This is a genomic window from Aquisalimonas lutea, assembly GCF_030409225.1.
Taxonomy (GTDB): domain Bacteria; phylum Pseudomonadota; class Gammaproteobacteria; order Nitrococcales; family Aquisalimonadaceae; genus Aquisalimonas; species Aquisalimonas lutea.
Genome location: NZ_JAUFPK010000005.1, coordinates 286,123 through 310,794, shown reverse-complemented (window position 1 = coordinate 310,794; position 24,672 = coordinate 286,123). Strand labels below are relative to the sequence as shown.

The following is a 24,672-nucleotide window of genomic DNA, read 5'->3' as shown; positions in this document are numbered from 1 at the left end:
GAACACCGCCAGGAGCGGTTCGCCCGCATGGCCGACATGCTGGATCTGCGCGACGAGATGCACGTCCTCATGGCTGAGCAGCGCCCCGACCCCGAAGCCGTTCGGGAACTCCATGGCCGCATGGCCGATCTCCACGGCGACATGATGGCCGAGCGCATCCGCCTGCAGAACGACATGCAGGACATGCTCACCGACGAGCAGCGCGAGCAGATGCGTGAGCGCATGCAGGAACGGCCCGGCCGTATGGACGGGGAACGTGGCCGTAGCGGCGACCATCAGCGCCACCACGGGGGCGGTTCGTAGCCCACGGCAACGACGGAACCGTGTTGCCGGGGCAACTCCCGTCAGGATCGGGACCGTCCCGGCGACACGCTTCACGCGAAGAGGACATGCACATGTGGACGCGCATCACGCAACGCCTGGGAACGCCTTTGACAGTGGTCCTGATCGCCGGGTCCGCCCTCGTCGGCGGCAGCCTTGCCGCAGACCACTGGGAGCATATCGTTGGCTTTGCCCCGTTTCTCCTGCTGGCGGGCTGTCTGATCATGCATCTGTTCATGCATGGCCACGGCGGAGGGCATGGGCATGGCCGGTAGCTTACCTGCGGTAAGCGGGCCTTGCGGGACCGGCGCCAGGGACGACATCCCCGGAATGGTCCAGAGAAGCACCGCGGCTGACGCTACGACAAGGGCCTGATGTCACATCGGCCACAGGAAAAGTGAATTTATGAACGAACACGCTGCGCAGAGCACCGCCCCGAATACAAGTGCCGAAAGCGTCTTGGTCGTGCCGGGAATGGGTTCGGACCACTGCGCCGGCATTGTCCGCGCCGCACTGGAGCGCCTGGACGCGGTGAAATCGGTCAACGCCAACATCGCCAACCACCACGTCACCGTGGCCTATGACAGCGCCGCCGCCGGCCCCGAGGAGCTTCGCTCGGCGGTTGAAGGCGCCGGCTACGACGTCGCCCGAGTGGACACGGGAGATGGCAACAACCAGGAGATCCGCCTGGTGGTGCCGGGCATGGGCTCGGATCACTGTGCCGGGATCGTGCGCGGGGCCCTGGAGCGCCTCGACGGCATCCAGGCCATCCGCACCAATATCGCGGATCACCGAGTGACCGTCACGGTGAGTACCACGGGCCCGGACGGCGAGGCCCTGCGTTCGGCAGTGGAACACGCCGGCTACGACGTCGCCGCCGTGGAGACCGAAGACGGCAACGACCGGGCGGACGACGCCGCCATCGACGAAGCCTACGTCAAACAGGCCTGGCGACGGCTGTGGGTCGCGATGATTCCGACGGCCGCGATCATGGCGCTGATGATGCCCCACATGCTGTGGGAGCCGATTCCTGGGTATCTCGCCATCATCGCCGTGCTCGCCTTCCCGGTGGTGTTTCTTGCCGGCGGCCGGGCGACGCACAGCTCCGCCTGGCGCTCGCTGAAATCCGGCCACCTGAACATGGACGTGCTTATCTCCATGGGCAGCCTGCCGCCATATCTCATCGGGCTCGTGGGCTTCGTCTACCCCATGACCTCATTCATCGAGATGGCGGCCACCATCATGGCCTTCCACATGCTCGGGCGCTATCTGGAGCACCGGGCCAAGGGGCAGGCCTCCTCGGCCATCCGCAAGCTGCTGGACATGGGCGCCAAGACCGCCCGGGTCGAACGCGACGGCGAGGAAGTGGAAGTGCCGGTCAAGGAACTCCAGACCGGCGCCATCATGATCGTGCGCCCCGGGGAGAAGATCCCCACCGACGGCGAGGTCATCGAGGGCGAGAGCAGCGTGGACGAGTCCATCGCCACGGGGGAGTCGGCCCCGGTCGAGAAAGCGACCGGCGCTACCGTGCTGGGCGCGACCATTAACCAGCAGGGGCTTCTCAAGGTGCGCGCCACCCGGGTGGGCAAGGACACCTTCCTCTCCCAGGTGATCCGCCTGGTGGAGGAGGCGCAGGGCTCCCGTGTGCCCGTGCAGGAGCTCGCCGACCGCATCACCGCCCGGTTCGTACCCGCCGTTTTGGGCATCGCCGCGCTGGCGTTCATTGCCTGGCTTGGCTTCAGCGGCACCCTTGAGCCGATTCTGCTCTGGGGCGAGGGGTTCCTGCCCTGGGTGGACGCCGACCAGCCTCCTTTGGTGCTTGCGATCCTTGCCACCATTGCGGTGCTGGTCATCGCTTGCCCCTGTGCCCTGGGACTGGCCACGCCCACCGCACTCATGGTCGGCTCCGGCATGGGCGCCGAGCGCGGCGTACTGATCCGCTCCGGTTCCGCCATCCAGAGCCTCAAGGACATCAAGGTTGTCGTGCTGGATAAAACGGGAACGATCACCAAGGGGGAACCGGCCCTCACCGATGTCATCCCGGCCGAGGGCTTCACTGAAGAACAGGCGCTGACTGCGGCGGCGGCCGTGGAAGCGGGCTCGGCCCACCCCCTGGCCGACGCCATTGTCCAGGGCGCCAAGGACCGTGGACTGGCCATCGGTCGCGTGACCGGCTTCCAGTCGCACACCGCTCGCGGGGTGGAAGCGCAACTCGACGGCGAGCGTGTGCTCGTCGGCAGCCGCCGACTGCTCACCGAGCACGGCATGGATGTCACCGCGCTGGAGGAGCAGCTCGCCGAACTGGAGAGCGCGGGCAGGACCGCGATGCTGGTGGCTATCGGTGAGCGGCCGGCAGGCATCGTGGCCGTCGCCGACACCATCAAGGACGACTCGGCGGCAGCCATCGAGGCCCTGCACCAGCTCGGCATTGCCTGCGTCATGGTCACCGGCGACAACGAGCGCACGGCCCAGGCCGTAGCCCGGGAGGTGGGCCTGGACGAGGTGCAGGCTGGCGTGTTCCCCGAAGGCAAGGTGGACGCCATCCGGGCGCTCCAGGACCGCTACGGCCAGCACGTGGCCATGGTGGGCGACGGCATTAACGATGCGCCGGCGCTCAAGCAGGCCAACGTGGGCATCGCCATCGGCGCCGGGGCGGATGTGGCCATCGAGGCAGCAGACGTCACCCTGGTCCGCGGAGAGCTCACCAAGGTGGTGGAGGCGGTCAACCTCTCGCGACTGACCTTCCGCAAGATCGTCCAGAACATGTTCTGGGCCTGGGGCTACAACGTCGCCGCCATCCCCATCGCCGCCACGGGGCTGCTACACCCGATGATCGGTGTCGTCGCCATGACGGCGAGCTCGTTGTCGGTAATCGGCAACTCGGTACTGCTGAAGCGCGCCCGGCTGAGCGACGGCGACAGGTAAACAACGTCAACGCAATTCATCAACCGATACAGGAGTCGACCAATGACAGTGAAGCACGTTCTTGCAGCAACGCTGTTGGCCGCGGCCACAGCGGCCACCGCCGGCCCCAGCGGCGAGAGCCACAGTCACAGCCACGGGAACATGGCCGGCGGGCAGCCGGGCAAGCCGGACGCGGTGGATCGCACGATCCGCATCGATGCCGCGGATATCGAGTTCGACCGGCAGAAGATTGAAGTGGAAGCGGGCGAAACCATCCGGTTCGTGATCACCAACACCGGCCAACTCGACCACGACTTCACGCTGGGGACGCCGGCGATGCAGCGCGCCCATCAGGAGGAGATGCGGGAGATGATGGCCGAAGGCGGCATGCAGGGCCACGACGACCCCAACGCGGTCATGCTCGAGCCCGGCCAGACGAAAGAGCTGATCTGGCGGTTCGCCGAGGCCGATGAGCTGGAGTTCGCCTGCAACGTCCCCGGCCATTACGAAGCCGGAATGCGCGGCGAGATCGTGTTCGACGGATAGCCGCCCGGGGAGTATGTCCAGGGCATACGCTTGACCCCGGTCAAGGCGTCCGGGGTCTCGGTAGGTAGGCTGAATTTGCCGCGTGGCTACCGGGCGGCGAATGCACGCGTGCTGCAGTGCACGCTCTAGGAGGTAGCACCATGACGATGAATCACTCACGCAAGACAGCGGCACTCGGCCTCGCCCCGCTCCTGGGCGCGGGCGTCGCGGGAGTCGCCACGGCCCATGGCATGCAAGGCATGATGGGCGGCAGCATGGTGACCACGGCTCCATGAGGGGCGGCAGCTCGGGCATGCAGGGCATGCACGGCAGTGGCGCGGGGGTGGGCGTGATGCATGGTGGCGGCATGGGCCCGTCCGGTCCCGGGATGCGAGGCCACATGGGTATGATGGGCAGCCTGGAGCTCAACGACGAGCAGCAGGCGCAACTGCGCGAATTCCGCAGCGAATACCGCCAGGAGCGGTTCGCCCGCATGGCCGACATGCTGGATCTGCGCGACGAGATGCACGCCCTCATGGCCCAGCAGCGGCCGGACCCTGAGGCCGTTCGGGAGCTGCACGGACGCATGGCCGATCTCCACAGCAACATGATGGCCGACCGCGTCCGTATGCGGAACGCTATCCAGCACATGCTCACCGACGAGCAGCGCCAGCACATGCGCGAACACCGGCAGGAAGGCCGCGGGATGCCGGGCGACGGCGGTCATCGGGGCCAGCAACAGGGACACCATGGCTCACAGAACCGGTAGTCCACCGGTACTCGCTCGTCCTGATCGCGGCACATCACCGGGATCAGGCCATCGATTCACCCAGGAGACCGATGATGAAAAACCGGTTGCACGCCGCGTTCTTGCTTCCGGCCGGTATGCTCCCGGCGCTGCCGGCCGTCGCACAACGCTACGATGACATGCACGGCATGTGGCATCCCGCTTCCGGCTGGGGACACATGCTCTTCGGCGGCTTGATGATGGTGCTCATCCTCGGTGCAGTGATCGGGCTCATCGCCGTTGTGGTACGCAGCCTGGCCGGCACCGGCACGGTACCGCCGGCGCGGGAGCGGGAGCGCGGCCGCAGTGCGCTCGACATCCTCGATGAGCGCTATGCACGGGGCGAAATCGATCGCGACGAGTACCAGCAGCGCAGGCAGGACCTGACCCGATAGGCAGGACAACCGAGAGGACCAACGCATGATCCACCAGCTTCGACGACTCGCCATGATCGCCGCGCTTGTGCTCCCCGGGGCAGCGCTTGCGGCCACGGCCACGGTGCACAAGACCCCCACCTGCGGCTGCTGTGATTTCTATGTGGAGTACCTGGAGGCCGAAGGCTTCGATCTCGAGGTCGTCGACCACGACAGCATGGTGCCGATTTTCCGCGAGGCGGGCATCGACCGCACCATGGCAAGTTGCCATACCACGGAAGTGGGCCCTTACACCGTAGTCGGCCACATGCCCGCAGAGGCCATCGAGCAACTGCTCGAGGAGCGCCCGATGATCCGCGGCATCACCCTGCCGGGGATGCCCACCGGTTCACCCGGCATGCCCGGCGACAAAGATGGGCCGTTCACCGTCTACCGCATCACTGGGGACGCCGAGGACCCGGAGGTGTACGGGCGCTACTGAAGCGCCCGGTAAGCCATGCTGACCTATCCCGACATCGACCCGGTCGCCATCCAGCTCGGCCCCGTTGCCGTGCACTGGTACGGCCTCATGTACCTGATCGGCTTCGGCGCCGCCTGGCTCCTCGGCCGCTGGCGTGCCCGTCGCGATGACAGCCCCATCCATCCGCGGCAAATGGAAGACCTGCTTGTCTACGGCGCCATTGGCGCCATCCTGGGCGGGCGAATCGGCTACGTCCTCTTCTACGGACCCGGCCTGCTCACTACCGATCCGCTCGCCGTCATTCGCATCTGGGAAGGCGGCATGAGTTTCCACGGAGGCCTGATCGGCGTGCTCGCCGCCCTGGGGTTGTTCGGCAAGCGGACCGGCAACGGCTTCTTCCGCCTCGCCGACTTCGCCGCCCCCTGGTGCCCATCGGCCTCGGTGCCGGGCGCATCGGCAACTTCGTCAACGGTGAACTCTGGGGCCGGGTCAGCGACGTCCCCTGGGCCATAGTGTACCCGCCCATGGGCCCCGATCCGCGCCACCCCAGTCAGCTCTACCAGTTCTTGCTGGAAGGTGTCGTGCTGTTCATCGCGCTGTGGTTGTTCACCCGCAAGCCGCGGCCGACCATGGCCGCCTCCGGGCTATTCCTGGTGCTCTATGGCAGCTTCCGCTTCATTGCCGAATTCGTGCGCCTGCCCGACAAACACATCGGCTACCTCGCCTTCGACTGGGTGACCATGGGGCAGGTCCTGTCGGTGCCCATGGTGGCGCTGGGGGCGGTGCTCGTCTTCCTGGCGTACCGGCACTCCGCGAGATCAGAATGGCCTGTGTCCCCGTAACCACGTCGTGGGAGGCCCAATGGCGATCGCCTCGTTGCCCGTTGCGGCCAGATCGAGGGGAACGCCACCTGTGCGGGGTAAGCGGTCTGGTCATTGCCATACTCAGTGCCGTATCCATGGAGTATCAACCGGCCGGAGAAGCGCACCGCTGTCCGGAATCGACTGCTACCACCATCGTTGACCCGTTGTAGACAGCTACGGAATAGTTGCCTTCACACGGATTTCAGCCACCAAAAGCCGGGAAAGCGCATATGCATTCAAACCACGGCGGACACGCCGGCCACATGCCATCCAGTGGCCGGGGCATGGCCATTTCGGCCTGGCTCACCGGTATCTATTTCGTCGTCGAAATGGGCATCGGCCTCTGGACCGGTTCCGTTGCCGTTATTTCCGATGCCTTCCACACCTTCTCGGCGGTCGGCGGCGTTCTGGTGGCCATTCTGGCCGCGCACCTGGCGCGGCGTCCGGCGGACGAAGACCGGAGTTTCGGCTGGTACCGGGCGGAGATCATCGGGGCACTGGTCAATGGCGGTTTTCTGCTGGGCATGGCCCTGATCGTGATCGTCATGGGCGCCTTCCGCCTGGCCGAGCCCATCGAACTCCCACCCGCCCCCATGCTATGGGCGGCGGCCGGCGGCCTGGTGACCGAAATCATTTCCCTGAGCCTGATCTGGAAGCAAAGCCGCACCGACATGAACGTCAAGGGTGCGCTCTGGCACATCATCCAGACCTTTGTCGGCAGCCTGATCATTATCGTCGCTGCCCTGGTTATCCACTTCACCGGCTTCCTGCTGATTGATCCGATTCTCGGCATGGCCTTCGGCTTCGTCCTGCTCTGGGCGAGTTGGGGCATTCTCCGGGATGCCATGCATCTACTCATGGAAGGCACCCCCGCGGATATCAGCCTGGCCGAGGTGGTGCGTGCGCTTGAAGAACTCGACGGCGTGGCGAACGCTCATCACGTGCATGCCTGGGCGCTCACCAGCGGCCGCTATGTGTTTTCGGGCCACTTGCGCACAAGCGACGGGGCGGATGCCCAGGCGGTGCTCCGCTCGGCCCATGAAATGCTGAAAGCCCGCTTCGGATTCTTTTTTGTCACCCTGCAGGTTGAAAGCGCGTGCCTGGACGAATCCGGCGCTGAAGCCATTGATGTAACCCGCGGCGGCGCGCCATGAAAACGGTTTTTCTGCTGATTCTGATCACGCTGTCCGAAGCCACCATCGGGGTTTTCGTCAAGCTCACCGATGGCCGGATCCCCATTCAGACGCTGAACTTCTACGCCCTGTCCTTTGCGGCCGTCTTTCTGCTGATCGCCCTGCCACTGGCCACGGGGCAGCGTCAGCACTTCCCCCGGGACAACCTCAAGGATACGTCCTTTATCGGCCTTTTGATCGCGCTGCAGATCAGTGTCTTCAACTTCGCCATGACGGTCGCGCCCATCGCGAACGTGGTGATCTTCTGGAGCATCGCGCCCTTTTTTACCTTTATCTTCTCCTGGCTATTCCTCGGCGAGAAGGCACACAGGAGCTACATGCTGATCTTTGCTGTAGCCATCACGGGCATTGTGCTCGCCAAGCCGCTCCAGGGCGGCCATATGCTGGGCAACCTGGTGGCACTGGCGGACGGCGCCGTCTATGCGGCGATGGTGACCTACATGCGCTACGAGGGGAAAACGGAGACGGGTAATGACATCGCCTGGTCCATGCTGGCCGGCGCGGTCATTCTGTCGCCCTTCCTTTTGTTCTTCGGCCCCGGCGACGTCACCGGAACCATTCATTACCAGGCGCTGGGGCTGGACCTGCCGGTCATGCTCTGGGCTTTGTGTCTGGGCGTGGTATCCACCGGCTTCGCCTATCTGGGCATCTCCATCGTGCTCAAGACCCTGAATGCCAATGTCTATTCCCTGGTGGATATCATTGTCTCGCCCATCGTTGCGTCGACCCTGGGTTATCTCATCTTCGCGGAAGTTCCGGCCCAGGGCATGATTTACGGCGGAGCCCTGCTGCTGGGGGCGGGTTTCTGGCTGACCCGGGAAATGTCCAAGGAGCCGACGAAAAAGGCTGTCCATCCTTGCCAGTGTGGGCTCGCCCGTTATTAGACTGGGTTCTACATGATTCGATGCCCGAACACCGAGCACGGTTTTCCGGAAAAGGCGGGTCCGCTCTACTCACTGATGCGCAGGAGAACCCCACCGCCATCCACTGGGACGTTCTGCGCCACCTGCGAGACACCGTGGCGGCAAGACTGGGGATCGTGCTAACGGCCATTGTGCTTGACCTGGTCGTCCTGGCGGGTTTCCTCTGGGTCAAAGCCATTGCCAACCCCTTTGTCCTGCTCGTAGCACTGGTGGCCATGGCGGCGATCCTGATCGCGGCGTTCTTCTTCCCCGGGGGCATGACCGACACCACACCAGCCCATTTCCACACGAGTTGAAGGTTTTGATGGCAAGGAATACGCCGTCCGACACCCGACGCCGCCGCGGCGTGCTTGAGCTGCCGGAGTTCAACGTCGCCTTGTTTGCGTGGCTGCTCAACTATCCATGGGAGTTCCTGCAGGTCCCCTTCTTCCGGGACATGCCCACGGCCGATCACTGGCAAGCGATCGTGTTCTGCACTCGGGCCGCGGGAGGCGACGCGTTGATTGCCCTGTTTGCTTTCTGGGTGGTTGCCCTTGTCTGGAATAACCGCGACTGGGTCCTCCGGCCTCATTCCGGACATGTCGCAGCATTCGTCCTGGTCGGCGTTGTCGTAACCGTTGGCTTCGAATGGCACGCGACGGTGATCGCGGAGAGGTGGGCGTACGCATCCCACATGCCGGTCGTGCCTGTAATCGGCACGGGACTATCGCCGCTGTTGCAATGGATCGTTCTGCCGCCGCTAGTGGTCTGGCTGGTGCGACGGCAGATCGGACCCAGATAAGAGATACGCAAGGAAGTACATCAGTGAAAACGAGTGGAGCTATCGTGTGGCTACGACGCTCTCGGTTGCGCATTTATGGACCGGGACTTTCATCCAAAGCGGTCATTTTTAGCTCCATTCCAAAGGTCCGCAATGGGTCCAGGCTGTGTGAAAACGCGGTCCCCGATACAATTGCTGGAGTACACAGGGGGCTGAGCGATGACGCGTTTCGTACGGGGTGAGGCTCGTGGTCAGAGCACGCTGTTTCCGGAGTGCCTGGACGACTTCATCGCAGAGGACGACCCGGTCAGAGCCATCGAGGCGTTCGTCGAGACCCTCGATCTGCGTGGACTCGGCTTTGCCGGCGTCGATCCCAAAGAGACGGGGCGACCCGCTTATCACCCGGCGGCGTTGCTCAAGATCTACATCTACGGCCACCTCAACCGGATCCAGTCGAGTCGGCGCCTTGAGCGCGAGACGCAGCGCAATGTGGAGTTGATGTGGCTGACCGAGCGGCTCAGTCCGGATTTCAAGACCATCGCCGATTTCCGCAAGGACAATGGCAAGGCCATTCGCGAAGTATGCCGGGAGTTCGTGGCGCTGTGCCGCCGCCTGGAGCTGTTCTCTGAGGCCATGGTTGTCATCGATGGCAGCAAGTTCAAGGCGGTCAACAACCGGGACCACAACTTCACCGCCGCGAAGATGAAGCGGCGCATGGAGCAAATCGAGGAGAGCATCGAGCGCTACCTGGGTCAGCTCGACAGGTCGGATCACGACGACGCCGGTGTTTCGGAGGCGGCGACGGGCCATCTCAAGGAGAAAATCACGAGGCTCCAGGAGGAAGTCGAGCGCCTGCGGGCGATTGAGGCCCAGAGGCAGGAAGCCCCCGATCGGCAAGTCTCGCTCACGGACCCGGATGCGCGCTCCATGGCGACCAGCGGCCGCGGGACAGGGATGGTGGGGTACAACGTACAAACGGCCGTCGACAGCGACCATCACTTGATCGTCGCCCACGAGGTCACCAACGTCGGCCACGACCGAACCCAACTTGCCAACATGGCGCACCAGGCCTCGGATGCCCTCGGGACGGAGGAACTGCACGTCGTTGCCGATCGTGGCTACTTCAAGGGTGAGGAGATCCTTGCCTGCGAGCAGGCCAACATCCTGACCTACGTGCCCAAGCCGCTGACATCAGGCAACGGCGCCGAGGGGTACTTCCCGAGAGAGGCTTTTCGGTACGCGCCCGAGGAGGATGCCTATTATTGCCCCGCCGGCGAGCGGCTCATCTGGCGGTTCTCCAACGAGCAAAACGGGCAGATCCAGCACGCCTACTGGAGTTCTGCGTGTCCGAGCTGCTCCATCAAGGACCAGTGCACGCGTGGCGTGCACCGACGAATCCGTCGGTGGGAGCATCAGGGCGTGCTTGACGCCGTGCAGTCACGCCTGGATCGCTACCCCGAAGTCATGCGACTGCGACGACAGACAGTGGAGCACCCGTTCGGGACCCTGAAAGCCTGGATGGGCTCGACCCACTTCCTCACCAAACGACTCCCTGGTGTGAATGCCGAGATGAGCCTGCACGTGCTCGCCTACAACTTCAAACGGGCCATGAACATCCTCGGCCCCGGACCGCTGATCCAGGCCATGCGAGCCTGAGATCGGTCCGGCCCGCTGTCATCGCGTCTCACAGCGCGGATGACCAGAACCATGCGTTCCAAGCCGGTGGGGAAAATTCGACGACCCTAACTGGCCGTTTCTGGATGACAGGCCGCATTCCTCCTGAGGGAAAGGCTGCGTCGTTCACGTTCGCCGCCGTTCGCATCACTCCGGCGCGTGAGCGCGACGCTTTCAGAGTTTTCACACAGCCTGGGTCGGACAGTGCCCGTCATAGGTGCGGCCCGACGTGACGGGGCACTTTGAGCAGATGCGTGCCCCTAAAGCCGCCACATTGGGTTTGCAGGCTGATGCCGGCTACAGTGACTTTCGAGCCAACAGTGGGGAGAGAGTCATGCGCGCCTGGGAATTGCAGGGGGACTGGGGCATCGAGCATCTGCGGTTGGTGGACAAGCCCGAACCGGTGGCGGGCCCGGGGCAGATCGTCGTGCAGATGGCGGCTGCGTCCCTGAACTATCGGGATCTCATGACCGTGCAGGGCAAGAGTCCCGGAGCTGAGCTGCCGTTGATCCCGTTTTCCGACGGCGCCGGAGAGGTGGTTCAGGTGGGCGGGGGTGTGACCCGCGTCGCAGTGGGGGATCGCGTTTGTTCCATGTTCTTCCAGTCCTGGATCGACGGCGGGCCCACCGCGGAGCGCCGCAGTCGGCCCCTGGGCGGTCCGCTGCCGGGCGTACTGCAGGAAAAGATGCTGTTGGATGCGGAGGGAGTGTCCCGGTTTCCCGAGCATCTGTCGCTGATCGAGGCCGCTACGCTGCCCTGCGCCGCGCTCACGGCCTGGCGCGCTTTGGTGGTGGAGGCCAACGTCCAATCCGGTGACACTGTCCTCCTGCAGGGTACCGGCGGAGTCGCCACCTTCGCTCTTGGGTGTGGACCACGTACTGGAACTGGGCGGCAGGGAGAGCATCAACCGTTCCCTTGCGGCGGCCCGCGTTGGCGGCAGGATCATGATCATTGGCGTGCTCTCGGGTTTCTCCCAAGAGATTGCCATGCGCTCCATCTACGGCAAGAACCTGCACCTGATCGGGCTCTCGGTGGGCAGCCGCCGCCATTTCGAGGATATGTGCCAGGCTATAGCGGAGCACCAGCTTCGGCCGGTGATCGACACCACCCTGCCGTTCGAGTCCGTGCCCGACGGGCTGCGCCGCATGGAATCCGGTGCCCACCAGGGCAAAATCTGCGTTGACTTTGGGGGGTGAACGCAATCTGCCGTGAGGCTCCAGAAACCTGGTGTCTATGCATGTGAGAATAGCCACGCCCGAGGGCAATCCTCAGAGCGGCGACGTGGCGATAGCCGACCCTGACCGGCCATCCACTGGGCTGGCGGCGAATGTCCGCTCCGGAGCAAACCGCTAGGTGTATTTAAATGCCGTCCTTTGCTGGTGCTGTAACAATTCTGTCACTGGAAATGCGTTACAAAATGCGGCTAACGTCCTATCCGCAAGGGTTGCGGGGAGAAGGTAATGAGCGACATCCGGTTTCATACGCTCTTCCTGTGCACCGGGAATTCGGCGCGCAGCATCATGGCGGAGACCATTCTCAACAGCCTCGGCTCCGACCGGTTCATCGGCTACAGCGCGGGGAGTTCGCCCGAGGGCGAGGTACGCCCGGAAGTCCTTCAGCTCCTGGAGCGCATGCAGCTCCCGACAGAAGGACTGCGCAGCAAGAGCTGGGACGAGTTCACCACGGATGATGCGCCGTCGATGGATTTCATCATCACCGTCTGCGACCGTGCCGCGGCCGAACCCTGTCCCGTCTGGCCGGGCGTACCGATGACCGCCCACTGGGGGATTCCCGATCCCGCCAGCGTAGAGGGTCCCGAGCGGGAACGCATCCAGGCCTACCGGGATGCGTTCTTCGCCCTGCAGAAACGGATTCGACTGTTTCTCAACCTGCCGTTCGCATCACTCGACCGAATGCGGCTTCAACAACGGCTCGACCAGATCGGCCGGGACGGCGATTCGGATGCGTGAGGCACAGTCATGGTCCTTCCGACACCGATTTGACTAGCCCTTTGACGCACTCGCTTTATCAATCCCCAGCCGCCGCATCCGCTGCCACAGCGTCTTCCGCGAAATGCCGAGCGCTTTGGCGGTCGCCGTAATCCGCCACTGGTGTTCGTACAGGCTTGCCAGGATGTGGCTCCGCTCGGTCTGCTCCAGCCGGGATTCAAGCGTCCGATCGCTACCTTGTTCCGCGGGCGGGATCGCCGTGCCGAGATCATCGGCCTGTATACGGCTCCCGTGACACAGGATGCAGGCGCGCTCGAGAGCGTGCTTGAGCTCACGCACGTTGCCGGGCCATTCATGGCGCATCAGCGCCGCCCGCGCTTCCTCGCTGAGGGTCTTCGCATCGCCCGGGTACCGCCGGCCGTGCTCCGCAAGGAAGCGATCCGCCAGCCACGCTATGTCATCAGGGCGTTCCCGCAACGGCGGAACCGGAACCTCCAAGACGTTAATGCGGTAGTAGAGGTCTTCACGGAATCGACCTTCGGCAAGGAGGGCGCCCAGATCCTGGTGCGTCGCACACTGCAGGCGGAGATCCACCGGCATGGATTGCTCTGCGCCGACGCGTGTGATCCGGCGCTCCTGGATCGCCCGAAGGAGTTTACCCTGCATGGGCAACGGCATGTCTCCGATCTCATCGAGGAACAACGTCCCTCCGCTGGCGCGCTCGAAGACCCCCCTGTGCGTGCGTGAGGCTCCGGTAAAGGCACCACGCTCATGCCCGAATAGCTCCGACTCGAGAAGTCCTTCGGCGACGGCAGTACAGTTCACCGCGATGAACGGTTGATCCGGTGATTCCAGCTCGTGGAGATGGCGTGCGACCTCCTCCTTGCCCGCACCGGACTCCCCCGTTATCAGCACAGGCGTATCCCGGTGGCCGGCAAGCCTCTGGAGGAGCTCTTCAATCGCCTGCATGGGCCGGGACACACCGAGGACTGCTTCGCCTCGGTCCATCCGCCCGTGGTTGCGGCACAGCCGGTGCAGCCGGGTGACGAGTTCCTCGATCTCCACGGGTTTGGGGAGGTAATCGGTGGCCCCGAGCTTGAGCAGGCGTACCGCTTGTTCGACCGAGGCATAGCCGGTCATGAAAAGCGTGGGCGGGAGAACACTGGTCCGCTCGATGAGCTTCTCGTAGAGCACTTCGCCGGACATGTCGGGTAGCTTGATATCCACGAGCCATGCGCCCGCCGGCGGCCTCGTGTCGGCAACTTCGAGCGCATCGGCAGCACTTGTCAGCAAGCACGTGCGAAAACCCTCGAATGTGAGCCGGTCGACCAGGGATTCCCCCATGATCGGATCATCCTCGACAATCCGGATCTCAGGCTCAGTTCCGCTCATTGATCGCCTGCTCCTGGTCCGACGGCAATGGAATCGAGACCCGGAAGCGCGTTGAACCATTGTTGCTGTGCGCTTCGATCTGCCCGCCCAGGCCCTCGACGAGTTGATACGTCACCCACAATCCCATGCCGGTTCCTTCCGCCCGCATGGTCGTAAACGGCTCGAAAATGCGGTCCAGGTACTCGGCTGGAATGGCGCGGCCATTGTTGTCCACGGTGACATCCAGACGCTCCAGGCCGTGCTCCATCCAGAAGCGCACCCAATCCCCGCCCTCATCCAGGGCATCGATGGCGTTCAGCAACAGATTGATCAATACCTGCCGCATCGCGGTCGCCGGCACGGGCAACGAGGATGCGATCTCGGCGTCCCATTCCAGACGTGCCTGCCGCCGATCCAGGCGACTCGACACGAGTGTACGCACATCCTCGACATCGCTCGGGTCGAGATCGCGATCCTCCATCCGTCCCTGCACCAGGAGCGCCGAAACCGTCTGCCGGATCTGGCCGAGGCCGCGCTCAAGCAGCGCTCCGGTGTGCTGGACGTGCGGGTTGTCCGGCTCACGTCGGCGAAGGGTATCCACGGAGATCAGCATACCTCCAAGGGGGTTGTTGACCTCATGGGCGACCGTGGCTGTCAGGCGCCCCAGCGCCGCCAGGCGCTCTGAGGCAATGACCTGGCGCTCCAGGGCCGCCTTCTCTCGCAGCGCGGCAAGCATCTCGTTGAAGGCCTCGAGCAGTCGCCCGATCTCGTCCGAGGGGGCGGGTTGAAAGTACGCAATCTGTTCCGGTCGCCGTTCGCCGAAACGAGAAAGCGTATCGGCAACCTGGCTTAGCGGCGACGCAATCCGGTGGCCCAGGTACCAGCCCACCGGCAGCAGAATGGCGAGGATCGCGGCGATGGCTAGTCCGCCCTGGGCGACCAGTTGCCAGAACCCGGCGATGAGCTGGGAGCGGGGATAGGCGATTACCAGCGCGCCGACGGCGATCTGCTCGGACAGAACCGGCGCAACCAGGACAAGATGCGTATCCACGAGCCCGCGCTGCACGACCACGGGCTCATCCGGAACCCCTTGTGCCCGAATCCACCCGCCGAGCTCGGCGAATTCGCTATCCGCCTCAAGCGTTCTCCCGACGGAGAACCGATCCGGGCGATTCGACGCGAACACGGTGTAGTCGTCATCCAGCAGAATGCGCTTGCTGCCCGATTCATTGGCGTCCAGCGTGCGACCGCTGAGCATGGTATAGGCGCGCCAGACGTCGTCATTGCGCAATGCCGGGCGCGCCGTGGCGACCAGCGCCGCCGCCAGGCTTTCGGCATGGTCGATCAGGCTCGCCCGGGTGTTCACGTACGCGTAGGCCAGCATGACCGCTCCAACCACGAGGGCCGTGAATACGGCCGTAATGGTCAATGCCAGGGGAAGCTTGTACCGAAAGCTGAGGCGGCCGAGCACGTCACTCCCTGACATAGTGCATCATGGCGGTGATCGGTTCGTAGAGCGCCGGTGCCTCCCTGGAGAAGCCGTCCAGGTTCAGCTCGTCGAGCAGCTCCCTTCCCCGGGCTGTGTCGCTCATGCCAAGCAACGCTTCGCGGACCGCCGCCCGCGTCTCGCTCGCCAGGCCGCGGCGTGCGACAAACGGCGGATGGCCGAATTGCGGCGAGCGGGATGCGACCCGGGTTCGCTCGACCAGCTCGGGGCGGTGAAGACGCAACGTCTCCCAGACGTAACTATCCACCGAGCCACCATCGGCAAGGCCCGCGGCAACCGCCTCGACAACGTTGCTGTGTGCATGCGCGAAAAACGTGCGACGGAAGAAGTCCTCGCTGTCGAACCCCAGGCGTTTAAGCTGGTAGCGCCGGTACAGATACCCCGAGTTGGAGTCGGGATCCGAAAAGGCAAACACCTTGCCTTGGAGCTCCTCGATCGAATCCGTCGTCTCGTCATCCGCCGGCACAATGAGATAGGACCGATACAGTGGCTCGCCCTCGAAGAGCGGCACGACCAGAAGCCGCATTGCCTGCTGGTGCCGCACGTAAGGGTAGCCGCATATCCACGCGACATCCAGGTGGCCCTGCCGGATCCGATCCGTGATCTCCTGGTAGGACCCGCGCTGGACGAACTCCACCTCCCGGTCCAGGCGGGAGGCCAGATAGGTCTGCCAGCGCTCCAGGAAGGCGGCGCGATCGTTGAGAAACACGGATGTCAGCCCGATGCGCAGCGGCTCATCATCCGTCGGCTCCTCAGCCGCTGCAGCAATCCCCATGGCCAGGCTCATCATGAGCGCTAGCGGCGTCAGCCAGCGCATTCCAGCCGGTCGATGTGCCACTAACACCACCACGAAATCCCCGCCTCATATCTCCACTGAAACCCACTATAGACGAGGATTTCGAACCATCGGTAGGGGCGCGATCACCAGGCGCTGCCGGACTTCGCCCGCATGCGTTACGGCGCCGTAACACCCAATAGAGGCATTGGTTACCGCACCGTAACCCACGCACGACAGGCGCCCTTCAACTCTCTGATTTTATTCACTCGTACTTCTGGTCCGATCCCTGCAGCACGGGACACGGACATTGTTTGATCGCCTGCAGAGAACAACCATCGGGAGGAGGAGCGATGAAACTCAGTCGACGTAATTTTCTCAAGCTCAGCGGCAGCGCCGCGGGCTCGGCCTCGGTCGTTGGGTGGGCCGGTACCGCGGTGGCGCAGCCCGACGGCGAGGCCGCCGGCCGCGCCACCCTGGACTATCCCCGAGAGGAGATCGGCCGTGCAGGCGACCTGACCACGGGTGAGGCGGTCTCCTTCACCTACCCGGACGGTTCGTCCCCCTGCGCGGTGATCAAAACCGGCGAGCCGGTTCCCGGCGGCGCCGGTCCGGACGGCGATATCGTCGCCTACAGCGTGCTGTGTACCCACATGGGCTGCCCGGTGAGCTACGACCGCCAGGCCGGCGTGTTCAAGTGCCCTTGCCACTTCAGCATCTTCGATCCACACCGGCTCGGACAGCAGGTCTCCGGCCAGGCGACGGTCGACCTGCCACGCATCGAGCTCGAATACAACGAAAGCACCGACACGCTCACCGCCGTGAGCGTCCTGGGCCTCATCGCGGGTCGCCAGGCCAACGTGCTCTGAGGAGGAGAATCATCATGAGTCACGGCACCGACCGCATCGCCCTGCCGCCGGCGGACGCGGAAAAAACCAATCTGGTCTGCCACTTTTGTATTGTCGGCTGCGGCTACCATGTCTACAAATGGCCCGCGAACCGCGAGGGCGGTCGCGCACCGGGCGACAACGCCCTGGGCGTTGATTTCCGCAGACAGGTCCCGCCGATGCAGTTGACCATGACCTCGGCCATGACGACGCGCATCCGCGACCGTGACGGCCAGGACTACCGGGTCATGATCCTTCCGGACGACGACTGCGTCGTGAACGATGGGCTTTCGTCGACACGGGGCGGTCAGCTCGCGAATGTCCTGTACGGGGATACGCCCGTCGCTTCCCATCGCCTGCGCTATCCACGCCTGAACACCGGTGATGACTGGGTCGACACCACCCGGGAGCACGCCGCCGATCTCTATGCCGCCATCACCCAGCGCGTGCTGGACAGCGAGGGACCGGACGGCGTGATGTTCAACTGCTCCGACCACGGTGGTGCGGGCGGGGGCTTCGAGTTCACCTGGGGCACCGGCAAGCTGATGTTCCAGGCGATCGGCACCAAGATGGCGCGCATCCACAACCGGCCCGCCTACAACTCCGAATGCCATGCCAGCCGGGACATGGGCATGTACGAGCTCAATAGCGCCTATGAGGACGCCGAGCTGGCCGATGTCATCTGGTCCATCGGCAACAACCCCTACGAAAACCAGACGAACTACTTCCTGGCGCACTGGGTGCCCAATCTCCGCGGACAAACCCGGTCGAAGAAGCAGGAGCGCTTCGCGGACGAAACCGTCGGCCGGGGCCGGGTCATCTTCGTCGACCCGCGGCGGACACCGTCCGTTGCCGTCTGCGACCAGATCGGCGACGCGGACAACGTGCTGCATCTCCAGATCAATCCCGGCACCGATACGGCGCTGTTCAATGCCATCTTCACCTACGTGATCGATCAGGGCTGGCATAACGAGAGCTTCATCGCCGATCACACCAGCGGCTTTGAGGAAGCCCGCGAGGCCAACCGCATGAGCCTGGAGGAAGCCAGCCAGATCACGGGCGTCTCCGTAGAGGCCATCCGGCGCGCCGCCGAATGGTCGTACAAGCCGAAGGACTCCGGCCATTCCCCGCGCACCCTGCATCACTACGAGAAGGGGATCATCTGGGGCAACGACAACTACCGCATCCAGGCGTCCCTGGTGGATATCGTTCTGGCCACCGGCAACGTGGGACGGGAAGGCACCGGCATCTCCCGCATGGGCGGGCACCAGGAGGGGTATACCCGGCCCCCGTACCCGGGACCGCGGCCTGCACCGTACATCGACCAGGAGATCATCAAGGGCAACGGCCAGATTCTCACCGTGTGGGGCTGCAACGCCTTCCAGACCACCTGCAACGCAGAACAATACAAAGAGGCCATCCACCGACGGGCCGGCATCGTGCAGCAAGCCATGGCCAAGGCGCGGGGCGGTTCCGTGGATAGCATGGCGGACGCCGTTCATGAAGCGACGCAGCGTGACGGAGGTCTGTTCATCGCCGCGGTGGATCTCTACCCGACCGCATTCGCCCGGGCGGGCCACTTGATGCTTCCGGCCGCCCATCCCGGCGAGATCGAGCTCACGGCGATGAACGGCGAGCGCCGCATCCGTCTGTCCGAGCGATTCATGGATCCCCCGGGAGAAGCCGAAGCGGACTCGTTGATCGCGGCGCGCCTCGCCAATGCCCTACGCCGGCGCTACCAGGAGGCCGGCAACGAGGAAATGGCGGAGCGCTTCGCCGGCTTTGACTGGGAAAGCCAGGAGGACGCCTTCAACGACGGCTTCCGCATGGCGCACGAGAAGGAGATCGACAGTCAGGGTGGTGAGACGGGGCGCCTTGTTACCTACCAGCGGCTCCGCGAGGCGGGCAACAACGGTGTTCAGCTTCCCGTGCAGGAGTACAGGGACGGTGAGCTCGTGGGCACGCCCCGGCTGTACTCCGACCACAACTTCGACACCGATGACGGGCGGGCGCGCTTTCAGCCGGCCCCGTGGAACGGGTTTCTCTCCCCGGTCGCCAAGCAGAAAGAGAAGTATCCGCTATGGGTGAACAACGGTCGCACTAACCATATCTGGCAGTCGGCCTATCACGACCAGCACATCGACTACCGCACTGGGCGATTCCCCATGGCTCCGCTGGAGATCAACCCCGAGGACGCCGAGGCATACGGCATCGCCAACGGTGACGTGGTGGAGCTTTTCAACGATTACGGCTCGACAATGGCCATGGCTTACCGCACCCCCGAGATCAAGACGGGGCAGTTGTTCATGATGTTCGGCTACTTCAACGGCATGGTCGGCGAGGTGACCACCGAAGCCGTCGACGAGAACGTAGTGCCCTACTACAAGGGAGCCTGGGCGGACATACGGCGGATTGGCTCCATGGAGGAATACCAGCGCTCCGTATCGTTCCGGAGCCGACGCTACACCTAGACCGTTCGATACGCCGGGAATGAGGCCTGGCTGCGCTAACGCGGCCGTCCATTCCCGGCATCCCAGTGGTGCTACAGCACACTCTGCGTTGCGGTGGTCAGAGGCCGCGAGCAGCCCGGAATACCCGAGCCATTCAGGTGCATCAGGTCAGGCAGTCTGCAATGAAGCGGACAGTTCGCACCCCCTCCTGTACCTCTATGTTGCACATGGCGATTACTTGACACTTGATAACATTTCGAAATGACACAGGTGTTACCCTCCGATCGGTTTCGCCTTTGGTGGCGCCCGGTACACCGAGGCTCAACAACGCGGAGTTGAAGCGACGTTCAGCAGGAAAGCCTGTGGCATATCAGTTCGAGGCGGACGAGGACCCCGATGCCGGAGTGCGCCGGATCGTGCGCGAGCGTATTGACGATGCGATGAAGCAGCTCGACCGCACGGGGGACAAGCAGCACAAGGGAATCCACGAAGCCCGCAAGCGTTGCAAGGAGATTCGTGCCGTGCTGCGGCTCGCACGGCGGCCGCTCGGTGCGCGCTATCGCGGCGAGAACGAGGCGTTCCGGGACGTCGCACGGGGGCTGGCATCGAGCCGGGATGCCCAGGCCGTGGTCGAGGCATGGGACGCGCTTCGGGAGCGGTTCGGCGAGTGTCTGGCGACGGATGGTGACGGCATTCGGCAGGGGCTGGTTGCGCGCCGCGACGCGTTGCTCGCCGGGACCGGTGATATCGGGGCTTCCCTGGAGTCGGCACGGGAGGCGCTTTCCCTGGCCCGTGCACGCACAGCGGAGTGGCCGGAGATCGTGGGGTTTCCCGACTTGGCGGCGGGAGCGGCGCGCTGCTATCGGCGCGGCGCGGCGCGCCTGCGCGATGCGCAGCGGGGCCCGAGCATCGAAGTGCTGCACGAATGGCGCAAGCGTGTGAAGGACTACTGGTATCACACGTGCCTGCTCCGCGGTGTCTGGCCGGGAATCATGACTGCCTGGCAGCGGGAGCTAAAGGCGCTGTCCGATTGTCTCGGCGATGACCACGATCTCATGGTTCTCAGGTCGGCTCTGCTCGCGGAGCCGGAGCGCTATGGTGGCGATGACCGCTTGACGGTCCCGCTGATGCGCATGGGGCAACGCCAGGAAGAGCTTCGCGCCGAGGCCTTTCGCCTGGGCCGGCGTCTCTACAGCGAGTCGGCGGAGGCTTACCAACGGCGTCTCGCAGGCTGGTGGGATCTCTGGCGGGATGACTGCCAGCAACAGTATTGAGGCGGAATCCGATGCGCGTGATCGCTCTTTGTCATCTCAAGGGCGGAGTTGGTAAGACGACCGGTGCCGTCAACCTCGCCTACGAGGCAGCACAGGCGGGTTACCGGGTGCTTTGCTGGGATCTTGACCCGCAGGGCGCGGCGACCTGGTATCTCGGTTGTGAGCCCGATGGCCCGCACGGCAAACGGCTTGTGAACACCCATCAGGCGCTATCGGGATCCGTTTCGGCGACGGCCTGGCCGAATCTCGACTGCGCGGCCGCCCACCATACGTTGCGCAATCTCGATGTCCGGCTGGACCGCGCCGGCGGGCAGCGCGTGAAGATCCTCCGGCGTCTGCTGAAACCGGTCGCGGGTCGCTATGATGCGGTTTTCGTTGACTGCCCACCGGGTCTTTCCCGTTTGGCCGAGGCGGTTTTCCGCACCGCCGACACGTTGCTGACGCCGGTCATCCCGTCCCATCTCTCCTTGCGGGCGTACGACGAGGTCGTTCGCGAGCTCGACCGCCTGGGGATCTACAGGCGCTCGTTGTATCCGTATTTCTCTCTTGTCGACCGGCGACGAGCGATGCACCGCCAATGGCTGGCGCAACCGCCCGAATCCATGGTGAACGTCCTGCAATCCTGGGTTCCGGCGGCGGTGGACAACGAGCGCATGGGTGAACACCGTGCACCTGTCAACGCTTTCGCCCCCCGCAGTCGGGCAGCCCGCGCCTGGCGCGCTCTCTGGCAGGAGCTGGAGTTGCGTCTGCACATGTCCCCTCCCGCGCACACGTCAGAGGGGGCCGGTTAGCGCTGCCAACGCCTCTCCCGCGGCCGGTTTCATGTGGCCACCGAGCCGGCGGTATAGTCCGGCGTCGATGTAATCGCTCTCCTGAGCCTCGTATTTGGTGAGCACCATCCTGATAGCGGACGCCAAGGGGTATTGAACGACCGTCAGCTTGGGGTCGACCCTCGCCCTATGGGACAAACCAGCGTTTTCTTATCACTAGCCGGTGCCCACGCTGCACGCCGCTTCGTCAAGCAAAAACTGCAAAGAAAGCCGTAAAGTTTTCTACGCTCAGCAAACGTCCGGCGTGCTATACACGGTGCCATGGATATCGGCTCCGCGCACGTGCACTTGGTCACGATCGACCCCGACGCCGGGCGGTGGCGGTACTACCGCGTATATCTCCGTCCCGACCTCTTCGCGCCCGTTGCTCTTGTGCGGGAGTGGGGACGTATCGGTCATGGAGGAGGGTCGTATCGGGTGGAGCCGTTCGACAGTATGGCTTCTGCTTACGAAGCGTTTCTCGACGTGGTCCGACGGAAGATGCGAAAGGGGTACCGGGAAGCGGGGGTGTCGCGATGATCATTGGATACGCGCGCGTCAGCACCCACGATCAAGATCCTCAGCTGCAGCTTGATGCGCTCTCCGAGGCTGGGTGCGACCAGGTCTTCCAGGAGAAGATCACCGGAACGCAGCGGGAGCGTCCGGAACTCAATGCTTGCCTTCGTTCGCTTCGCAAGGGAGACACCCTTGTGGTCTGGAAGCTGGACCGCCTTGCACGTTCGCTGAAGGACTTGGTAACGATCATCAGCGACTTGGAGGAGCGAGGCGTGGGGTTCCGTTCGATCACGGAAGCCATCGACACCACGAGCAGTACCGGAAGGTTGGTGTTCCATATTTTCGGGGCGCTTGCAGAGTTCGAGCGAAATTTGATTCGCGAGCGCACCGTTGCCGGCCTGAAGGCCGCGCGGGCCCGTGGGCGGAAGGGTGGACGGAAACCAGCGCTGTCTCGGGCGGATGTCCGACGTGCCGCGGCGATGCTGGCGGATCCGACCATGACGAAGACGGAAGTAGCGCGGTATCTGGGCGTGAGCAGGGTAACCTTAAATACGTCGCTAAACAGGGAAGGGTATTGAATGGACAGCCCCACTGGGGCAGGCGTTCTACCTGCGCCGCCAAGGGCCTCCAGCGGCCCATGATCCCACTGGTTGCCCGCGCTGTAGGCCTACGACAATTGGCAGCAGGAACTCCCGCAGTCCGGTCGTAACCGTGATAAGTTGTCCGGGAGCGTCGGCGAGGGGCTCGCGGTTCAGAAAGGCATGCCACTGGTTCTGCTTCGCAGTCGATTTTGCAAGATCGTCGCTGAGACCCACAGGGGTTTCCGAAGGTAACGCAGTTCGTCGTCGTGAGAATGTAGCTTCAACGGCTTTGGTGAGCAGCGCCCCGTCGAAGTCAAAGCGCTGCGAGAGCATCCAGAGATCGTAGAAGTCCTTCATTCGACTGTTGGCCGCACCGAGGGCTACTGTGGCCTGGAATTTCTCGGCCACGACCGTTTCGCGTGGGTAGCTGCCGAGTATCGGTGCCGGGGCATCAAGAAGGGCCGGGTACTCGGCTGACTCAACTCTTGGGGTAACGGCATCTCCAAAGCCGATGTCCACCCTGATAGGCAGTTTCATGCTGTCGAGCAGCGCTTCGGTTTGCAATCGGATGCCCCCGTATTCCGTGTCCTCCTTGATCCGGCTGGCGCTCACTTGGTCTGAGTCAAATGAGACACCGTCGTCGGGGACCTCCATGGTGCATATGTCACGGAAGACTGCCTCCATCGCGGCGACGTCATCGTCCCCGTATCCGAGGAAATCCACGTCGCGGGTTGGCCGCAGGATATCGTCGAGCCAAACAGGGAACAGCATGGCGCCTTTGAGAACGAATCGGTTTCGGTGAGGAGAAACACTCAGCCGGTACAGTAGTCGCTCCAGGCCATAGCGAATGGCCAGGAGCTGAAAATCAACGCCTCGTTCCTTGGCCAGGTTGAGCAGCCGCGCACGAACTGATGCACCAACATTCTGAACGTCACGTGCCATCTGTAAGCAACGCCTCCATGTACGGCTCCATGACCTTCCAGGTTCTTGTCGCAGTCGCGTGGCGATAGAGTTCATCGGTCGTGAAGCGCCTCTGCCGGAGACCCTCCCTGAGCGCCTCGAGCGCAACATCCAGGCCGACCTTGTTGCGGTAACGGAAGCAATCGACTGCGGTTTTGGCTGGGCTGTAAATCCTCACCGGAACCCCCTCGATCAGGTGTTCTTCGACTCCCATCGAGTAGGCCGCGCCACTGAAGCGTACAATCCGCAGCGGAGGATGCTTGATCGCAGGCTTACGCGCAGTGCGCTCGATTGCGACCCAGACGGTTGATGACGTATGGACCGTGAGCTGATGGAACTGGGTCGCGGAGAGGAGGCAAATGACACCTCGGGGGACGAGTTTGGCTATCTCCGCAAGGCTGTGGTTGATGTCGAGTTCGTTGTCCGGGAGTTGGTACAGACCCCGGGCGAGTCGTAGGATCGTACCCTCGCGGGCGAGGCGGGCCACTGTCTCCTGAGCAACCCCAGCATTGCGAAACTCGCTCAGTCGGGCCATGCCCTGTGACGCGAGGAGAGTAAGCGCCCGATCACGTTGCGACGTCTTCTCGGAACCGATTTTTGCAGGCATGACAAAACGTCTACTAATACTGAAAAGTGCGGACATTATGTCACATTACTCACCCTGATGCGATGCGTCGAGCAGAGAGATGGACCCGCGCAGTACCCGACGGGGATTGCGGATGGTTGATCCAATGCGAATCCACCGCACATAACATCGGCCGCCCCCTCTGCGGAAAGCGTTTACGGTTAGCGCTTGCAAGTACCAACTG

General features: G+C 63.7%; 26 protein-coding genes and 2 pseudogenes. 23 read left to right on the top strand and 5 right to left on the bottom strand.

Annotated features, from left to right (window positions below):
• The 17 genes and pseudogenes from QWY84_RS15655 to QWY84_RS15580 form a co-directional block, all read left to right on the top strand.
• Positions 1-303, top strand: a 303-nt coding sequence (locus tag QWY84_RS15655; protein WP_435372992.1) for a Spy/CpxP family protein refolding chaperone, incomplete at its 5' end; no start/stop codon positions are given.
• 92 nt (positions 304-395) lie between these two features.
• A complete protein-coding gene (locus tag QWY84_RS15650) occupies positions 396-596 on the top strand; it encodes a DUF2933 domain-containing protein (protein WP_290203817.1) in 201 nt (66 codons plus the stop codon).
• Positions 597-726: 130 nt separating this feature from the next.
• Positions 727-3,246 carry a heavy metal translocating P-type ATPase gene (locus QWY84_RS15645; protein ID WP_290203816.1) on the top strand — a complete coding sequence of 840 codons (2,520 nt, stop codon included), beginning with the start codon at positions 727-729 and terminating at the stop codon, positions 3,244-3,246.
• Between the two features lie 42 nt (positions 3,247-3,288).
• The gene (locus QWY84_RS15640) at positions 3,289-3,771 is read left to right on the top strand and encodes a cupredoxin domain-containing protein (RefSeq protein WP_290203814.1); all 483 of its coding nucleotides are present in this window, start codon (positions 3,289-3,291) and stop codon (positions 3,769-3,771) included.
• 140 nt (positions 3,772-3,911) lie between these two features.
• Complete coding sequence (locus QWY84_RS15635; protein ID WP_290203812.1) at positions 3,912-4,046, top strand: hypothetical protein; 135 nt, start codon at positions 3,912-3,914, stop codon at positions 4,044-4,046.
• Entirely contained in the window at positions 4,043-4,519 is a 477-nt protein-coding gene (locus QWY84_RS15630; protein ID WP_353959901.1) for a Spy/CpxP family protein refolding chaperone, read from the top strand. The genes QWY84_RS15635 and QWY84_RS15630 overlap by 4 nt, the downstream gene beginning before the upstream one ends.
• Before the next feature lie 71 nt (positions 4,520-4,590).
• Complete coding sequence (locus QWY84_RS15625) at positions 4,591-4,932, top strand: SHOCT domain-containing protein (protein ID WP_290203811.1); 342 nt, start codon at positions 4,591-4,593, stop codon at positions 4,930-4,932.
• Positions 4,933-4,957: 25 nt separating this feature from the next.
• The gene (locus QWY84_RS15620; RefSeq protein WP_290203810.1) at positions 4,958-5,392 is read left to right on the top strand and encodes a DUF411 domain-containing protein; all 435 of its coding nucleotides are present in this window, start codon (positions 4,958-4,960) and stop codon (positions 5,390-5,392) included.
• Between the two features lie 15 nt (positions 5,393-5,407).
• A pseudogene (gene lgt / locus QWY84_RS15615) lies at positions 5,408-6,105 on the top strand (prolipoprotein diacylglyceryl transferase); the annotation flags it as partial.
• A 359-nt stretch (positions 6,106-6,464) separates the two neighbouring features.
• Complete coding sequence (locus QWY84_RS15610; RefSeq protein WP_290203808.1) at positions 6,465-7,388, top strand: cation diffusion facilitator family transporter; 924 nt, start codon at positions 6,465-6,467, stop codon at positions 7,386-7,388.
• Positions 7,385-8,311 carry a DMT family transporter gene (locus QWY84_RS15605; RefSeq protein WP_290203807.1) on the top strand — a complete coding sequence of 309 codons (927 nt, stop codon included), beginning with the start codon at positions 7,385-7,387 and terminating at the stop codon, positions 8,309-8,311. Before QWY84_RS15610 ends, QWY84_RS15605 begins: the two co-directional genes overlap by 4 nt.
• Positions 8,312-8,445: 134 nt before the next feature.
• The gene (locus QWY84_RS15600; RefSeq protein WP_290203806.1) at positions 8,446-8,646 is read left to right on the top strand and encodes a hypothetical protein; all 201 of its coding nucleotides are present in this window, start codon (positions 8,446-8,448) and stop codon (positions 8,644-8,646) included.
• Between the two features lie 8 nt (positions 8,647-8,654).
• On the top strand, positions 8,655-9,131 hold the full coding sequence (locus QWY84_RS15595) for a hypothetical protein (RefSeq protein WP_290203804.1): 477 nt from the start codon (positions 8,655-8,657) through the stop codon (positions 9,129-9,131).
• Positions 9,132-9,329: 198 nt separating this feature from the next.
• Complete coding sequence (locus tag QWY84_RS15590) at positions 9,330-10,766, top strand: IS1182 family transposase (protein ID WP_290203803.1); 1,437 nt, start codon at positions 9,330-9,332, stop codon at positions 10,764-10,766.
• Positions 10,767-11,034: 268 nt separating this feature from the next.
• Positions 11,035-11,493 (top strand): annotated as a pseudogene (locus tag QWY84_RS20115) (alcohol dehydrogenase catalytic domain-containing protein); the annotation flags it as partial.
• A 157-nt stretch (positions 11,494-11,650) separates the two neighbouring features.
• Positions 11,651-11,980, top strand: coding sequence for a zinc-binding dehydrogenase (locus QWY84_RS15585; RefSeq protein WP_290203801.1), 330 nt, complete (start codon positions 11,651-11,653; stop codon positions 11,978-11,980).
• A 264-nt stretch (positions 11,981-12,244) separates the two neighbouring features.
• Positions 12,245-12,754, top strand: coding sequence for an arsenate reductase ArsC (locus tag QWY84_RS15580; RefSeq protein WP_290203800.1), 510 nt, complete (start codon positions 12,245-12,247; stop codon positions 12,752-12,754).
• 33 nt (positions 12,755-12,787) lie between these two features.
• Here QWY84_RS15580 and QWY84_RS15575 read toward each other — a convergent pair whose 3' ends face one another.
• The 3 genes from QWY84_RS15575 to QWY84_RS15565 all read right to left on the bottom strand — a co-directional run bounded on the left by QWY84_RS15575 (position 12,788) and on the right by QWY84_RS15565 (position 16,428).
• Positions 12,788-14,125, bottom strand: coding sequence for a sigma-54-dependent transcriptional regulator (locus QWY84_RS15575; RefSeq protein WP_290203798.1), 1,338 nt, complete (start codon positions 14,123-14,125; stop codon positions 12,788-12,790).
• Positions 14,112-15,470 (bottom strand): sensor histidine kinase, encoded by a 1,359-nt coding sequence (locus QWY84_RS15570; RefSeq protein WP_290203796.1) that lies wholly within the window; start codon positions 15,468-15,470, stop codon positions 14,112-14,114. Before QWY84_RS15570 ends, QWY84_RS15575 begins: the two co-directional genes overlap by 14 nt.
• Positions 15,471-15,576: 106 nt before the next feature.
• Complete coding sequence (locus QWY84_RS15565; protein ID WP_290203794.1) at positions 15,577-16,428, bottom strand: substrate-binding domain-containing protein; 852 nt, start codon at positions 16,426-16,428, stop codon at positions 15,577-15,579.
• A 311-nt stretch (positions 16,429-16,739) separates the two neighbouring features.
• Here QWY84_RS15565 and QWY84_RS15560 point away from each other — a divergent pair, with 311 nt between their 5' ends.
• The 6 genes from QWY84_RS15560 (at position 16,740) to QWY84_RS15540 (ending at position 22,900) form a co-directional block, all read left to right on the top strand.
• Positions 16,740-17,255 carry an arsenate reductase (azurin) small subunit gene (locus QWY84_RS15560; RefSeq protein WP_290203791.1) on the top strand — a complete coding sequence of 172 codons (516 nt, stop codon included), beginning with the start codon at positions 16,740-16,742 and terminating at the stop codon, positions 17,253-17,255.
• 14 nt (positions 17,256-17,269) lie between these two features.
• The gene (locus tag QWY84_RS15555) at positions 17,270-19,744 is read left to right on the top strand and encodes an arsenate reductase (azurin) large subunit (protein ID WP_290203789.1); all 2,475 of its coding nucleotides are present in this window, start codon (positions 17,270-17,272) and stop codon (positions 19,742-19,744) included.
• Between the two features lie 341 nt (positions 19,745-20,085).
• Positions 20,086-20,997, top strand: a complete 912-nt coding sequence (locus QWY84_RS15550; RefSeq protein ID WP_290203788.1) for a CHAD domain-containing protein — start codon at positions 20,086-20,088, stop codon at positions 20,995-20,997.
• Positions 20,998-21,008: 11 nt separating this feature from the next.
• Positions 21,009-21,788, top strand: coding sequence for a ParA family protein (locus tag QWY84_RS15545; RefSeq protein WP_290203787.1), 780 nt, complete (start codon positions 21,009-21,011; stop codon positions 21,786-21,788).
• A gap of 300 nt (positions 21,789-22,088) precedes the next feature.
• On the top strand, positions 22,089-22,346 hold the full coding sequence (locus tag QWY84_RS20110; protein WP_353959900.1) for a WGR domain-containing protein: 258 nt from the start codon (positions 22,089-22,091) through the stop codon (positions 22,344-22,346).
• Positions 22,343-22,900 carry a recombinase family protein gene (locus QWY84_RS15540; RefSeq protein WP_290203786.1) on the top strand — a complete coding sequence of 186 codons (558 nt, stop codon included), beginning with the start codon at positions 22,343-22,345 and terminating at the stop codon, positions 22,898-22,900. Before QWY84_RS20110 ends, QWY84_RS15540 begins: the two co-directional genes overlap by 4 nt.
• Positions 22,901-22,927: 27 nt before the next feature.
• On the opposite strand, the gene QWY84_RS15535 is transcribed toward QWY84_RS15540, so the two are convergent.
• Together QWY84_RS15535 and QWY84_RS15530 are read right to left on the bottom strand one after the other, a co-directional pair.
• Positions 22,928-23,845: a nucleotidyl transferase AbiEii/AbiGii toxin family protein gene (locus tag QWY84_RS15535; protein WP_290203784.1), complete on the bottom strand. Its 918-nt coding sequence runs from the start codon at positions 23,843-23,845 to the stop codon at positions 22,928-22,930.
• Positions 23,835-24,470, bottom strand: a complete 636-nt coding sequence (locus tag QWY84_RS15530; RefSeq protein ID WP_290203783.1) for a type IV toxin-antitoxin system AbiEi family antitoxin domain-containing protein — start codon at positions 24,468-24,470, stop codon at positions 23,835-23,837. Before QWY84_RS15530 ends, QWY84_RS15535 begins: the two co-directional genes overlap by 11 nt.
• Positions 24,471-24,672 lie beyond the last annotated feature (202 nt).

Excerpts from the sequence above, each read along its gene's own strand:
- QWY84_RS15650 (WP_290203817.1), top strand. The coding sequence starts at position 396 with ATGTGGACGCGCATCACGCAACGCCTGGGAACGCCTTTGACAGTGGTC.
- QWY84_RS15645 (WP_290203816.1), top strand. The coding sequence starts at position 727 with ATGAACGAACACGCTGCGCAGAGCACCGCCCCGAATACAAGTGCCGAA.
- QWY84_RS15640 (WP_290203814.1), top strand. The coding sequence starts at position 3,289 with ATGACAGTGAAGCACGTTCTTGCAGCAACGCTGTTGGCCGCGGCCACA.
- QWY84_RS15635 (WP_290203812.1), top strand. The coding sequence starts at position 3,912 with ATGACGATGAATCACTCACGCAAGACAGCGGCACTCGGCCTCGCCCCG.
- QWY84_RS15630 (WP_353959901.1), top strand. The coding sequence starts at position 4,043 with ATGAGGGGCGGCAGCTCGGGCATGCAGGGCATGCACGGCAGTGGCGCG.
- QWY84_RS15625 (WP_290203811.1), top strand. The coding sequence starts at position 4,591 with ATGATGAAAAACCGGTTGCACGCCGCGTTCTTGCTTCCGGCCGGTATG.
- QWY84_RS15620 (WP_290203810.1), top strand. The coding sequence starts at position 4,958 with ATGATCCACCAGCTTCGACGACTCGCCATGATCGCCGCGCTTGTGCTC.
- QWY84_RS15610 (WP_290203808.1), top strand. The coding sequence starts at position 6,465 with ATGCATTCAAACCACGGCGGACACGCCGGCCACATGCCATCCAGTGGC.
- QWY84_RS15605 (WP_290203807.1), top strand. The coding sequence starts at position 7,385 with ATGAAAACGGTTTTTCTGCTGATTCTGATCACGCTGTCCGAAGCCACC.
- QWY84_RS15595 (WP_290203804.1), top strand. The coding sequence starts at position 8,655 with ATGGCAAGGAATACGCCGTCCGACACCCGACGCCGCCGCGGCGTGCTT.
- QWY84_RS15590 (WP_290203803.1), top strand. The coding sequence starts at position 9,330 with ATGACGCGTTTCGTACGGGGTGAGGCTCGTGGTCAGAGCACGCTGTTT.
- QWY84_RS15580 (WP_290203800.1), top strand. The coding sequence starts at position 12,245 with ATGAGCGACATCCGGTTTCATACGCTCTTCCTGTGCACCGGGAATTCG.
- QWY84_RS15575 (WP_290203798.1), bottom strand. The coding sequence starts at position 14,125 with ATGAGCGGAACTGAGCCTGAGATCCGGATTGTCGAGGATGATCCGATC.
- QWY84_RS15565 (WP_290203794.1), bottom strand. The coding sequence starts at position 16,428 with ATGCGCTGGCTGACGCCGCTAGCGCTCATGATGAGCCTGGCCATGGGG.
- QWY84_RS15560 (WP_290203791.1), top strand. The coding sequence starts at position 16,740 with ATGAAACTCAGTCGACGTAATTTTCTCAAGCTCAGCGGCAGCGCCGCG.
- QWY84_RS15555 (WP_290203789.1), top strand. The coding sequence starts at position 17,270 with ATGAGTCACGGCACCGACCGCATCGCCCTGCCGCCGGCGGACGCGGAA.
- QWY84_RS15545 (WP_290203787.1), top strand. The coding sequence starts at position 21,009 with ATGCGCGTGATCGCTCTTTGTCATCTCAAGGGCGGAGTTGGTAAGACG.
- QWY84_RS20110 (WP_353959900.1), top strand. The coding sequence starts at position 22,089 with ATGGATATCGGCTCCGCGCACGTGCACTTGGTCACGATCGACCCCGAC.
- QWY84_RS15540 (WP_290203786.1), top strand. The coding sequence starts at position 22,343 with ATGATCATTGGATACGCGCGCGTCAGCACCCACGATCAAGATCCTCAG.
- QWY84_RS15535 (WP_290203784.1), bottom strand. The coding sequence starts at position 23,845 with ATGGCACGTGACGTTCAGAATGTTGGTGCATCAGTTCGTGCGCGGCTG.
- QWY84_RS15530 (WP_290203783.1), bottom strand. The coding sequence starts at position 24,470 with ATGCCTGCAAAAATCGGTTCCGAGAAGACGTCGCAACGTGATCGGGCG.